The sequence below is a fragment of the Fredinandcohnia onubensis genome, from assembly GCF_002734215.1.
Classification (GTDB): Bacteria; Bacillota; Bacilli; order Bacillales; family Bacillaceae_L; genus Ferdinandcohnia; species Ferdinandcohnia onubensis.
Map to the genome: position 1 here is coordinate 1 of NZ_NSEB01000009.1, position 12,241 is coordinate 12,241.

General features: G+C 37.8%; 14 protein-coding genes and 1 riboswitch. Of the genes, 13 read left to right on the forward strand and 1 reads right to left on the reverse strand.

Annotation, left to right across the window (positions count from 1 at the left end):
- Positions 1-145: 145 nt before the first annotated feature.
- The 8 genes from CKK03_RS11085 to lysA all read left to right on the forward strand — a co-directional run bounded on the left by CKK03_RS11085 (position 146) and on the right by lysA (position 6,608).
- Entirely contained in the window at positions 146-766 is a 621-nt protein-coding gene (locus tag CKK03_RS11085) for a stage V sporulation protein AA (protein ID WP_099362654.1), read from the forward strand.
- A complete protein-coding gene (locus tag CKK03_RS11090) occupies positions 756-1,175 on the forward strand; it encodes a stage V sporulation protein AB (protein WP_099362655.1) in 420 nt (139 codons plus the stop codon). The genes CKK03_RS11085 and CKK03_RS11090 overlap by 11 nt, the downstream gene beginning before the upstream one ends.
- Positions 1,176-1,212: 37 nt before the next feature.
- Positions 1,213-1,674, forward strand: coding sequence for a stage V sporulation protein AC (spoVAC, locus tag CKK03_RS11095; protein WP_099362656.1), 462 nt, complete (start codon positions 1,213-1,215; stop codon positions 1,672-1,674).
- Between the two features lie 23 nt (positions 1,675-1,697).
- Positions 1,698-2,714: a stage V sporulation protein AD gene (gene spoVAD / locus CKK03_RS11100; protein WP_099362657.1), complete on the forward strand. Its 1,017-nt coding sequence runs from the start codon at positions 1,698-1,700 to the stop codon at positions 2,712-2,714.
- A gap of 3 nt (positions 2,715-2,717) precedes the next feature.
- Positions 2,718-3,068, forward strand: coding sequence for a stage V sporulation protein AE (spoVAE, locus tag CKK03_RS11105; protein ID WP_099351758.1), 351 nt, complete (start codon positions 2,718-2,720; stop codon positions 3,066-3,068).
- A gap of 5 nt (positions 3,069-3,073) precedes the next feature.
- Positions 3,074-3,664 (forward strand): stage V sporulation protein SpoVABEA, encoded by a 591-nt coding sequence (gene spoVAEA / locus CKK03_RS11110; protein WP_099362658.1) that lies wholly within the window; start codon positions 3,074-3,076, stop codon positions 3,662-3,664.
- A 58-nt stretch (positions 3,665-3,722) separates the two neighbouring features.
- Positions 3,723-5,114 carry a spore germination protein gene (locus CKK03_RS11115; protein ID WP_099351878.1) on the forward strand — a complete coding sequence of 464 codons (1,392 nt, stop codon included), beginning with the start codon at positions 3,723-3,725 and terminating at the stop codon, positions 5,112-5,114.
- A 174-nt stretch (positions 5,115-5,288) separates the two neighbouring features.
- Positions 5,289-6,608, forward strand: coding sequence for a diaminopimelate decarboxylase (gene lysA, locus CKK03_RS11120; RefSeq protein WP_099362659.1), 1,320 nt, complete (start codon positions 5,289-5,291; stop codon positions 6,606-6,608).
- A gap of 49 nt (positions 6,609-6,657) precedes the next feature.
- Here lysA and CKK03_RS11125 read toward each other — a convergent pair whose 3' ends face one another.
- Positions 6,658-7,575: a DUF1002 domain-containing protein gene (locus CKK03_RS11125; protein ID WP_425432859.1), complete on the reverse strand. Its 918-nt coding sequence runs from the start codon at positions 7,573-7,575 to the stop codon at positions 6,658-6,660.
- 145 nt (positions 7,576-7,720) lie between these two features.
- Between CKK03_RS11125 and CKK03_RS11130 the strand changes: the two genes are divergently transcribed.
- From CKK03_RS11130 to ribH, 5 genes are all read left to right on the forward strand, one after another.
- The gene (locus tag CKK03_RS11130; protein WP_099362661.1) at positions 7,721-8,155 is read left to right on the forward strand and encodes a peptidylprolyl isomerase; all 435 of its coding nucleotides are present in this window, start codon (positions 7,721-7,723) and stop codon (positions 8,153-8,155) included.
- A gap of 246 nt (positions 8,156-8,401) precedes the next feature.
- Positions 8,402-8,602, forward strand: a riboswitch (FMN riboswitch).
- Positions 8,603-8,787: 185 nt separating this feature from the next.
- On the forward strand, positions 8,788-9,879 hold the full coding sequence (ribD, locus tag CKK03_RS11135) for a bifunctional diaminohydroxyphosphoribosylaminopyrimidine deaminase/5-amino-6-(5-phosphoribosylamino)uracil reductase RibD (RefSeq protein WP_099362662.1): 1,092 nt from the start codon (positions 8,788-8,790) through the stop codon (positions 9,877-9,879).
- Positions 9,880-9,887: 8 nt separating this feature from the next.
- Entirely contained in the window at positions 9,888-10,544 is a 657-nt protein-coding gene (gene ribE, locus CKK03_RS11140) for a riboflavin synthase (RefSeq protein ID WP_099362663.1), read from the forward strand.
- 19 nt (positions 10,545-10,563) lie between these two features.
- Positions 10,564-11,733: a bifunctional 3,4-dihydroxy-2-butanone-4-phosphate synthase/GTP cyclohydrolase II gene (locus tag CKK03_RS11145; protein ID WP_099362664.1), complete on the forward strand. Its 1,170-nt coding sequence runs from the start codon at positions 10,564-10,566 to the stop codon at positions 11,731-11,733.
- A 39-nt stretch (positions 11,734-11,772) separates the two neighbouring features.
- On the forward strand, positions 11,773-12,240 hold the full coding sequence (gene ribH, locus CKK03_RS11150) for a 6,7-dimethyl-8-ribityllumazine synthase (RefSeq protein WP_099362665.1): 468 nt from the start codon (positions 11,773-11,775) through the stop codon (positions 12,238-12,240).
- Position 12,241: the final 1 nt, after the last annotated feature.

Sequence of the window (12,241 nt, forward strand, 5' to 3'; positions counted from 1 at the left end):
CGGAGGTTAGTCACCTCCCCCTACTCGATTTTTGCTCATTCATAAAGTCGTGGTAATTCTTGGAGTTTGCTGTCTCATCGCATTAGAAGATAAAGATTTAACATACTACATATATAAGGAAAACAATGTGTAGGGTGTGAGAGTGATGGAAAAATCAATTTATCTCCGAATGCGCCATCGCGTACTGGTACAACCCAATGCAACAGTCAGAATAGGACAAATCGTACAGATAAGTGCGGAAGAAAAAGTATCGCAAGAAATTAAAAATATCGTCATTCATCAAGTCAGTAAAAAAGACAAAAACATTGTTGTGATTGATGTAATGAAGGTAATCGATCAAATAAGAAGAAAATTTCCTCAAGTTGACGTTCAAACGGTAGGACCTGCACAAACGATTGTTGAAATTGCCATAAAGAAAAGAAGGTTTACACCTGCTCTATTTGTGGCCGTTTGGTTTTTATTATTTGTGGGGGCTGCACTTACCATGATGAATTTCCATGAAGATGTATCAATGAGGGAGGTTCATATTCGCATCTATACCATGATTACTGGTGATGAGGTTCTAAAGCCATTGCTTTTCCAAATTCCGTATTCTATAGGTTTAGGTCTAGGGATGATTTTATTTTTTAATCACTTCTTCCGCAAACGTCTTAACGAAGAACCAAGTCCACTTGAAGTAGAAATGTTTAATTACCAACAGGATTTAGATAATTATCTCATTATTACAGAAAATAAAGAAAGCATGAAACACATCGATGACAATTAAGGTCCTCCTTATTATTTTTCTAGGACTAGGAAGTGGACTAGCGGTTGGTGGCGGTTTTGTTGCCTTTTTGGCAGTATTAGGAATCATCCCAAGGCTTACACAATTAACGAAAACGATGAAATTCATTCGTTTTTATGAATGGGGTGTAGTGTTCGGCGCTGTATTTGGTAGCTGGTTTACTCTGAATGATCATATCTTTCATTTATGGGATTTAATAGTACTTCCAGTAGGATTAGCGAGTGGGATATTCGTTGGGATGTTAGCAGCTGCCCTTACGGAGGTACTGAATGTTTTTCCGATATTAGCTAAGAGAATTGGGATAGAAAATAAAATCGTAATATTGGTCATGGCGATTGTTTTCGGAAAAATTGTAGGGTCCTTGTTCCAATGGATTTACTATGTAAAATAACATATTCTTATTTTTGCACGCGAGGAGTGAACATAAAGTGGCTACTAAGAAAAAGATTAAAGACGATTATAAAAATAGTATTAAAAAGTACCAGCCAAAGCCACGTTATTTTATTAATTGTGTTAAAGCATTTCTTGTAGGTGGAGCGATATGCTGTGTCGGACAAGGAATCCAAAATTTCTATATGACTTTCTTTCATTTTTCAGAAAAAGATGTTGGAAATCCAACTGTAGCAACCCTTATTTTAATTTCTTCCTTGCTAACCGGTTTAGGTCTATATGATAAACTTGGTCAGTTTGCAGGAGCGGGGTCTGCAGTTCCTGTAACGGGATTTGCCAATTCGATGACGAGTGCCGCAATGGAATATAAAAGTGAAGGTATCGTATTAGGGATCGCTACAAATATGTTTAAGCTAGCGGGAAGTGTTATCGTATTTGGAGCAGTTTCTGCGTATATTGTGGGGATCATTCGATACTTCTTTAAACTCACAATTTCTTGAATGATTGCAAGGAGTGGACTTTAATGAGGCTAGTTGGAAAACAAACATGGGTATATAAAAATCAAATCTATTTAAATTCAACGGGTACGGCGGTGGGACCTAAAGAAGGTCAAGGTCCTTTAGGCACTAGTTTCGATATAAAGTATGATGATCTGCATTGTGGTGAAGATTCCTGGGAATTAGCTGAAAGAAGACTAATGGTTGAATCTGTTGATTCTTGTCTGCAAAAAGTGAACTTAACGAATGATGATATAGATTTCTTTCTAGCAGGTGATTTGTTAAATCAAAACGTGACGACAAACTATACAGCGAGACACCACCAAATCCCACTAATTTGTATGTTTGGTGCTTGTTCAACTTCTATGGAGACATTGGCTGTCGGTTCAGCATTAGTTGATGCCGGGTTTGCAAACCGTATCCTAGCATCTACTAGCAGTCATAACGCAACAGCAGAAAGGCAATTCCGATATCCAACCGAATATGGTGGACAAAAGCCGGATTCTGCAACATTTACAGCTACTGGTGGGGGAACTGCTCTTGTTAGTAAAGAGAAAGGTCCAATCCGTATTACATCTGCAACGATTGGAAGAGTCATGGATTTAGGAATAACAAATCCATTTGATATGGGTTCTGCAATGGCACCAGCTGCTGCAGATACCATTACTCGACATTTTAAGGATTTAAATATCACTCAAGATGAATATGATTTGATTGTCACTGGTGACTTATCAGGTGTAGGAAGTCCTATTTTGAAGGAAATGGTAAAAGAAGAAGGCTATGATTTAGGCAATAAATATAATGATTGTGGGCTTATGTTGTATCATTCAGACCAAGAAGTTTTTGCGGGTGGAAGTGGTTGTGCTTGTTCAGCAATTGTAACCTATGGGCATATTGTCAAAGAATTAATTAGCGGAAACTTAAATAAAGTTTTCATTGTTGCAACGGGTGCACTCCTTAGCCCAACCATGATTCAGCAAAAAGAAACAATTCCTACAATCGCACATGGTGTTGTTTTGGAACGAGTACAGGGTGGTGAGTAAGATATGGAATACTTATACGCATTTTTAGTCGGTGGAGCAATATGTATTGTTGGACAACTCTTACTTGATTTTGCAAAATTAACACCTGCTCATGTAATGAGTATTTTTGTCGTACTTGGGTCAATTTTAGATGGATTTGATTTATACGACAATCTAATCAGATTTGCAGGCGCTGGTGCAACTGTTCCAATTACTAGCTTTGGTCATTCCCTTTTACATGGTGCCATGCAAAGTGCAGAAGAGCATGGTTTTATCGGAATCGCCATGGGGATTTTTGAATTGACCTCTGCTGGTATATCCTCAGCAATATTGTTCTCTTTCTTAGTTGCACTGATTTTCAGAGCGAAAGGATAGCATATATGGATGAAACTAGAAGAAGAGTAATTCTAGTAACAGATGGTGATGAATATGCACAAAAAACATTAGAATATATTGCAAAAGAGGTGGGAGGACGGTGTATTTCTAAGTCACAGGGAAACCCAACCACTTTAACGGGAAAAGAAATGGTGGAATACATCCTTCAATCCTCCCATGATCCTGTTTTTGTAATGTTTGATGATAGTGGTTATTTAGGTGAAGGGGCTGGCGAGCATGCATTAAAGTTTGTCGCAACCCATCCGAATATTGAAGTGTTAGGCATTATTGCAGTGGCATCGAAAACTCATCAAACAGAATGGGCAAAGGTTGATATTAGTATTGACCGGGACGGTAATCTAACGGAATACGGTGTCGACAAGAGTGGATTAACGGAATATGACATTGGTCGAATAAACGGAGATACCGTTTATTGTTTAGACGAACTGGATGTTCCAATAATTGTGGGTATTGGAGATATTGGAAAAATGGCACGTAAGGATGATATTAAAATGGGTGCCCCTATTACAAGAAAAGCAGTGGATCTAATACTCGAAAGGAGTGGTTACGATCGGAAAGGAAACACACACAACTAAGACTCCAATCTCTCCTGACATTGTAAAAAATGATGATTTTTTTAAAACACATATAGGTATGGGTACGGGAAGTTTTGATATCGGAGTTAGAAAGATAAAAATTTTAAAGAAAGATGTTCATCTCTATTATCTAAATGGACTTTGCGATACTAATTTTATCGTTCAACTTTTAAAGGAACTAGTCAATGTTAATGATAAAGAAACGAACGTAAATCAGGCATTCCAAGTAATTGAAAACCGGCTTGTACATCAACAGGTAAGTACAATTAAGAACTTAGATGAAGGAGTAGACCAATTACTTTCAGGGCTCATCCTTATTTTAGTCGAAGGGGAAGACTCTGGATTAGCAGTAGATGTAAGAAGTTACCCAGGAAGAACTCCACAGGAGCCCGATACTGAAAAAGTAATTCGCGGTTCACGGGATGGCTACGTGGAAAACATTATTGTCAATTGTGCATTAACGAGAAGAAGGATAAGAGATGAGAGACTTCGCCATGAGATTATGCAAGTTGGAGAAAGATCGAAAACGGATATATGTATCTCTTATATTAAAGATGTAGCGGACCCAGATTTAGTGGACATTATTCGCAAAGAACTAAAGAGCATTAACGTCGATGGTTTAACTATGGCAGATAAGACGATTGAAGAATTCATCGTAAATCAAGGGTTTAATCCATATCCATTAGTTCGATATACGGAACGTCCAGATGTAGCGGCAACTCACTTACTTGAAGGACATGTTGTGATTATGGTTGACACATCTCCAAGTGTCATTATTACTCCAACTACAATGTTTCATCATGTGCAGCATGCTGAGGAATATCGCCAAGCTCCCGCTGTCGGTACATTGTTAAGGTGGACAAGATTTATTGGAATTTTAGCATCAATCTTTCTTTTGCCACTTTGGTTTTTATTAGTATTAGAACCTGACATGATTCCAAAAGCTATCGATTATATTGGTCCAAATGAGAAATCAAATATACCGATTGTAGTTCAAATCTTTCTCGCTGATATGGGAATTGAATTCTTAAGAATGGCGGCAATACATACGCCAACCCCATTATCAACCGCAATGGGATTAATTGCAGCTGCATTAATTGGTCAAATTGCAATTGATGTTGGCTTGTTTGTTCCAGAAGTAATTCTATATGTAGCGATTGCTGCCATTGGAACTTTTGCTACACCAAGCTATGAATTAAGTGCTGCAAATAAGATAGCAAGATTATTCTTATTGATACTTGTGGCCATTTTTAAAACACCTGGTTTTGTCATAGGTTGTACGATCTATGTCTTGTTCCTAGCTAATATTCGTTCTCTTAACACACCTTATTTATGGCCATTTTTACCATTTAATGCGAAAGCTTTATTACAAATCTTCATTCGAACATCGGTTCCTGGGGCAAAACTACGACCAAGTATTGTACATCCTCAAAAACCTTTCAAACAATAGTTGCACCATAGTATACGTTGTGTTAATCTATTTTTCATATAGCACAGCGTTAAAGAAGGATAGACAGCTGATGACTATATCAGCTGTCTTTTCTTCTTTAATGATGGTGTGGCACGAAAGTGTGCTTATCGAAAATGGCTCTGATGAGTACTTTACAGAAACGAGGGGAATTAGATGTATCTACACGGAACAAGCAAGGTAAATGATAAGAACCACTTAGAAATTGGTGGGGTTGATACAGTAGAATTAGCAAAACAATACGGAACACCTTTATATGTGTATGACGTGGCACTTATCAGAGAGCGCGCAAGAGGTTTTTTTGAAACATTCAACCGATTAGGTATTCCGGCACAGGTTGCGTATGCAAGTAAAGCCTTTTCAACAATTGCAATGTTTCAGCTCGCTGAAGAAGAGGGGCTTTCCCTAGATGTCGTTTCTGGCGGAGAATTATTTACTGCGTTACAAGCAGGATTCCCAGTAGAAAGAATCCACTTCCACGGGAATAATAAAAGCTATGAAGAACTCGATATGGCGATAAAAAATAAGATTGGTTGTATTGTTGTTGACAACTATTATGAACTTTCATTATTAGAGCAAGTTTGTATCGAAAATAAAACAACGGTAAAGATATTATTACGCGTAACGCCTGGAGTAGAAGCGCACACTCATGATTATATTACGACTGGTCAAGATGATTCAAAATTTGGATTTGGACTAGAAAATGGACAGGCAGACAAAGCTGTTGAGCTGGCTATTCAGTCAGAATCTATCAACTTATTAGGAATTCATTCTCACATTGGTTCACAAATTTTCGAGACAACAGGATTTTTGGTTGCTGCAGGCAAAATGTTTGGTAAACTCAAGGAATGGAAAGATCGTTTCGGTTTTACACCTAAAGTATTAAATTTAGGCGGCGGATTTGGTATTCGCTACACCGAAGAAGATAAACCACTACCACCTTCACAATATGTAGAAGCAATCATTGGAGAAGTAAAGAAACATGCAGATGACCTTTCCATTGATATACCAGAAATTTGGATTGAGCCAGGTAGATCGATTGTAGGGGACGCAGGGACAACTATCTATTCTGTAGGCTCTCGAAAAGAAGTTCCAAATATTCGACAATACCTTGCTGTTGACGGAGGTATGACAGATAATATTAGACCTGCATTATATCAGGCGAAATATGAGGCTGTTTTAGCTAATCGTGTACAGGATCCGGTTGAGGAAACTGTATCAATAGCTGGAAAATGCTGTGAGTCTGGGGATATGTTAATTTGGGATTTACCATTACCTAAAGCAAGTTCAGATGATATGCTGGCGGTGTTCTGTACAGGAGCATACGGATACGCAATGGCCAATAATTATAATCGTATTCCAAGACCTGCAGTTGTGTTTGTAGAGAACGGAGAAGCACAGTTAGTGGTTCAACGTGAAAGCTATGAGGATCTTGTAAGATTAGACATTCCATTAAAATCAAAAGTAGTTGAATAAATTGAGTGCAAAAAACCCACGATTATTCGTGGGTTTTTATTATAGCCAATTATTTAAACAGACCTTTAATAGCGTCTATGAGGTTAACAAAGAATTCTTTCAGTTTATCAAGAAAACTTTGCCCTTCTTCTGACTCAAGGAAATTTGTTAGCTTTTCCTTGGCTAGATTTAGTTGTTCTCCAACTTGATTCCAATCAATATTGAGTTCCAATAACTTATTAAACAGCTCCATAAGTCTAGTTATGTCAGCATCAGTTAATGTGATTCCTAGGTCATTGGCAGCATTAACGATAATAGTCCTAAGTTCTTCGTCATTTTGGGGAGCGTTTTTTGCAATTTCATCTTTTATTTTTGCCATTAATGCCGCAGCATCTTCGGCTCCAATTTTTTCACTTAACTTTGTTGTTTCTACCATCTCTTCATTTGCAATCTGCTTCACTTCTTCAGGAATAGCTTTATCTGAAGAAACTTCATAGGCTTTAATAATTCCAGTTAATGCAGCAGTTCCAGAAACATTACCTGGTCCGGTTACAAAGATTTTTGCATCTTTTACACCAGCTGTGATTAAAGCATTTGCATACATTTCCTCTGTAATTAAGGTGATATGCTCCGTTATCGTTACATCTAATCCAGACCCTTTTTCACCTATGGTGATTGAAGCAGAGGATAAGGCCTTGTTCCCAATTCTAGCCTTTGGAATGTATTGACCAAGGTATTGGTGTTCTTCTTCGTTTGTAACAACCACAATTTGTGGGTTCTCAGGTGCGTTCATTTCGTTTAAAATCGTTTCTTTTTGAGTTTCTGTTAGGTCTTGGCCAAGTGTAATAATCACATCTCCAGGTGCAGCGTCTGCAAAGCTTAGTGATGGAAAAATGAGTGAAAATACAAGTAAAAATGAGAGTGTTATTTTATTTCTCAAACTAGTTTCCTCCTTTATTTTTCGAAAAACAAGGTATCCATCGTACATATTATACATTATTCTATACCGGAAATATCTTTTTGACGGTATTTAGGAAAAACTCCCCACTTTCGTATTGGATTATTACAACCATTTATAGTAAAATGAACTCGTTCAATACATATGGACGAAAGAAAATGAGCGGAGGTTTCAAATGAAAAAAGCAAGCATTGAATTCGAAAATGGAGAAAAAATCGTAATTGAGTTATATTCAAATGAAGCACCTGGAACTGTAGCAAATTTTGAAAAACTTGCAAACGAAGGTTTCTATAATGGACTTACATTTCATCGTGTAATCCCAGGCTTTGTTGCACAAGGTGGTTGCCCACGTGGAAACGGAACTGGTGGACCAGGTTATTCTATAAAGTGTGAAACGGAAGGAAATCCACATAAGCATGTGGCTGGATCGTTATCAATGGCGCACGCTGGTAAAGACACTGGTGGAAGCCAATTTTTCATCGTACATGAGCCACAACCGCATTTAGATGGAGTACATACTGTATTCGGTCAGGTGGTTGAAGGATTAGAGTCTGTTTACCGCATTAAACAAGGCGATGTTATGAAAGAAGTTAAAGTTTGGGAAGAATAATAGTAGATTTTAGACACAGCAGGTGATTCTTGTTGTGTCTTTTTCTTTTATTGTCCTATAATAATTCTTGAGGTGAACTAGATGGGAAAAGGAAAATGGACAGTGTTTTTTGTTCTGCTATTATTATCTTTAGCATGGGGAGTCATTTATTGGTTGTTTATAGTCTAATTTGAATGTAAAGTGTAAAATTCGACAAAATAATAATACTTTATGTTATACTGTTTTAAATCGCTATGATAATTTAATATTTTCCTTCGGGGTTAGGTGAAATTCCTTACCGACGGTGATGAACAATTTGTTCTAAGCCCGTGACCCATTTTAATGCCACATATTATGTTGGTAGGCACTTTAGCCATAAGAACTCAAGGTTTTGATTACTTATTTAAAATGGTGGACTTGGTGAGAATCCAAGGCCGACAGTTAAAGTCTGGATGGGAGAAGGATGTTAGGTACGACAGGTATGTGAAAAAATTTGCTCAATATACCCTTATTTGTGTTGGGCAAAAATACATATTGTGTTACTTGATTACATCTACCAGACCCCGGATTGTATTCCGAGGTCTTTTTTATTTTGGTAACTAAGATAGAAACTCCCTATTAAGTAAAAGATAAAAGAAAGGAGCGTAGTTAAAATGAGAGATCAGGATTATATGAATTTAGCGATAAATGTAGCAAAAGCGGGGGTCGGTCAAACCACTCCAAACCCTGTGGTGGGTGCAGTTATTGTAAATGACGGTCGTGTTGTGGGAATCGGAGCACATCTGAAAGCGGGTGAACCTCATGCAGAGGTGCATGCCATTAGGATGGCAGGAGAAAGGGCACAAAATGCAACTGCGTATGTTACGTTGGAGCCATGCAGTCACCATGGAAAAACCCCACCTTGTGCGGATTTATTAATAACAAATAAGGTGAAAAGAGTGGTAGTTGCAACTACTGACCCCAATCCACTCGTTGCTGGAAAAGGCATTGCCAAACTAAAAGCAGCAGGGATTGAAGTAGAGGTTGGGGTTTGTAAGGAACAAGCCGATGCCTTAAACGCAGTCTTTTTTCACTATTTAGATAAAAAGCGACCATATGTAACCCTAAAATCTGCTACCACTCTTGATGGAAAAATAGCGACCGTTACTGGTGAGAGCAAATGGATAACGGGCGAGGCTGCAAGACAAGATGTTCATTTATATCGTAGTATACATGATGCCATTCTTGTGGGTGTTAACACAGTACTTATGGACAACCCAAGCTTAACAACAAGACTTCCAAATGGTACAGGGAAAAATCCTATTCGTGTTATTTTGGATTCGAAATTACGAACACCACTGGAATCGCAAATAGTAAATGACGGCAAAGCAGAGACGTGGATTATTGTTTCTAATCAAGTAAACCAGGAGAAAATGAATGAGTTCTCCGAAAAGAAAAGTGTTCGAATTATTCAATTACAAGAGGCTAATTTATCTATCAACACCATGTTAACACGGTTAGGTGAAGAAGGCATTTCCTCTATTTTTGTTGAAGGTGGAGCTGAAGTGAACGGCAGCTTTTTAAAGGAAAAAGCAATCAACCAGGTTATCGTTTATTTAGCACCTAAACTATTTGGTGGAAAGCAAGCACCAACTGCAATTGGTGGCTCTGGAATTGAATCAATTGATGATTCATTACAATTAACAATTAAATCGGTAGAACAGCTTGGAGAAGATGTGAAAATCATAGCCGAACCGGTATTGTAGGTGAAAAAATGTTTACAGGAATTGTTGAAGAAATCGGGAAAATTAAGGCGATAAATGGATCACAGGATTCAGTTGAAATGGTCATTAAAGCTAGAAAAATTCTTGATGATGTGAATCTTGGAGATAGTATTTCTGTTAATGGGGTTTGTCTAACGGTGACCGAATTTACATCAGATGGATTCACAGTTGATGTGATGCCAGAAACGGTTAAATCAACCTCGTTACGTGATTTACAACGGAATGATGATGTTAACCTCGAAAGAGCGATGTCTGCAAATGGGCGTTTTGGGGGACATATCGTTTCAGGACATGTGGATGGTATCGGAAAAATTGTTCGAAAAGTCCCTAAAGGGAATGCGGTGTATTATGAAATCGAAATTCCTGAAGAACTTATCCAGTTCATGATCTATAAAGGATCAGTAACAGTTGATGGAACGAGTTTAACGATCTTTGGACTGACAAAAAATACTTTTACACTTTCACTAATCCCTCATACACTAACAGAAACAATTTTGCGAAACAAAGGAGTAGGAGATATTGTAAACATCGAATGCGACATGCTTGGCAAATATGTCAGTCAGTTTATGCGAAGGTCTTTTGGAAATGAAAAATCAACTGAATCAAGGATTACAGCGAGTTTTTTAGAAGAAAATGGTTTTAAATAAAAATAAAGGGGGGACTACAATGTTTGATCCAATTGAAGAAGCACTTGCAGAACTAAAACAAGGAAAAGTAATTATTGTATGTGATGATGAGGATCGTGAAAATGAAGGAGATTTTATCGCGATTGCGGATAAAGCAACCCCAGAGGTCATTAATTTTATGATCACACATGGACGTGGACTCGTATGTACTCCCATTACGGAGTCCTTAGCGAAAAAACTAAATCTTGAGCCAATGGTGGCGCATAATACGGATCCACATGGAACTGCTTTTACAGTGAGTATCGACCATAAAACAACTACAACTGGTATTAGTGCAATCGAACGTTCAACAACAATAATGGAGTTACTTAATCCTGAATCAAAAGCTTCCGACTTCAAAAGACCAGGTCACGTCTTTCCTTTGATTGCTAAGGAAGGTGGCGTTCTCCGAAGAGCTGGTCATACCGAAGCAGCTGTTGACTTAGCTGCGCTTTCGGGTGCAGAGCCTGCAGGAGTGATTTGTGAAATTGTAAAAGAAGACGGAACAATGGCTAGAGTTTCTGATTTACGGAAGATTGCAGATGAATTCAACTTAAAAATGATTACGATTGAAGACTTAATTCGATATCGAAATCAAAAAGAAAAATTGGTTAAAAGAGAAATTGAAGTAACAATACCAACAGAATATGGAGAATTTAAAGCGATTGGATACACTAGTCTTATTGATAATAAGGAACATGTTGCACTTGTAAAAGGTGAGATTAGTGAAACAGAACCAATGTTAGTTAGAGTACATTCAGAATGCTTAGCTGGGGATGTATTCGGTTCAAAGCAATGCGCATGTGGACCACAGCTTCATGCTGCATTACGCCAAATCGAGCAAGTGGGCTCGGGCATCCTCTTATATATGCGTCAAGAGGGTAGAGGTCCTGGTTTAATTAATAAAATGCGTGCCTATAAACTTCATGAGGAAGGGCATGACTCTTCAGAAATCTCTAAAAATCTTGGGGGATTACCGGAATTAAGGGATTATGGGATTGGTGCTCAAATCCTTAGAGACCTAGGCATTAAGAAAATGAAACTTCTAACGAATAACCCAAGAAAAATTGCTGGCCTTGAGGGATATAATTTAGAGATAGTAGAGCGTATTCCCATTCAGTTAGATGAAATAAAAAGTACTGAAAATGTAGGGCATATACTTCATTTTTAAAAAAATAGAACAAATAACTTATAACATAGGAGGATCATGATGAATAAAATTTATGAAGGACATTTAGTTGGTACAGGTTTAAGAGTAGGGATAGTAGTTGCACGTTTTAATGAATTTATAACAGCGAAGCTACTAAGCGGTTCACTTGATGCACTTAAAAGACATGGTGTTGCAGATGAAGATGTTGAAATTGCTTGGGTTCCAGGAGCATTTGAACTTCCGTTAATTGCTAAAAAGATGGCTGAATCAAACAAATATGATGCAGTTATTGCGTTAGGTACAGTTATTAGAGGTTCGACCTCTCACTATGATTATGTTTGTAACGAAGTAGCAAAAGGATTGGCTGCAACTGCCCTAGCAACTGGAAAACCTGTTATGTTCGGTGTTTTAACAACAGATACAATCGAACAAGCAATCGAAAGAGCAGGAACAAAAGCAGGAAATAAAGGATGGGATTCTGCGGTAACTGCAATTGAAATGGCGAATCTATCCCGTTCTTTTGAATAAT

Bases quoted from the DNA above. Each gene is read 5' to 3' on its own strand.
- CKK03_RS11115 (WP_099351878.1), top strand. From the start codon at position 3,723: ATGGGTACGGGAAGTTTTGATATCGGAGTTAGAAAGATAAAAATTTTA.
- ribH (WP_099362665.1), top strand. From the start codon at position 11,773: ATGAATAAAATTTATGAAGGACATTTAGTTGGTACAGGTTTAAGAGTA.
- ribE (WP_099362663.1), top strand. From the start codon at position 9,888: ATGTTTACAGGAATTGTTGAAGAAATCGGGAAAATTAAGGCGATAAAT.
- CKK03_RS11090 (WP_099362655.1), top strand. From the start codon at position 756: ATGACAATTAAGGTCCTCCTTATTATTTTTCTAGGACTAGGAAGTGGA.
- ribD (WP_099362662.1), top strand. From the start codon at position 8,788: ATGAGAGATCAGGATTATATGAATTTAGCGATAAATGTAGCAAAAGCG.
- spoVAD (WP_099362657.1), top strand. From the start codon at position 1,698: ATGAGGCTAGTTGGAAAACAAACATGGGTATATAAAAATCAAATCTAT.
- spoVAE (WP_099351758.1), top strand. From the start codon at position 2,718: ATGGAATACTTATACGCATTTTTAGTCGGTGGAGCAATATGTATTGTT.
- CKK03_RS11085 (WP_099362654.1), top strand. From the start codon at position 146: ATGGAAAAATCAATTTATCTCCGAATGCGCCATCGCGTACTGGTACAA.
- CKK03_RS11125 (WP_425432859.1), bottom strand. From the start codon at position 7,575: ATGTACGATGGATACCTTGTTTTTCGAAAAATAAAGGAGGAAACTAGT.
- CKK03_RS11145 (WP_099362664.1), top strand. From the start codon at position 10,564: ATGTTTGATCCAATTGAAGAAGCACTTGCAGAACTAAAACAAGGAAAA.
- lysA (WP_099362659.1), top strand. From the start codon at position 5,289: ATGTATCTACACGGAACAAGCAAGGTAAATGATAAGAACCACTTAGAA.
- CKK03_RS11130 (WP_099362661.1), top strand. From the start codon at position 7,721: ATGAAAAAAGCAAGCATTGAATTCGAAAATGGAGAAAAAATCGTAATT.
- spoVAEA (WP_099362658.1), top strand. From the start codon at position 3,074: ATGGATGAAACTAGAAGAAGAGTAATTCTAGTAACAGATGGTGATGAA.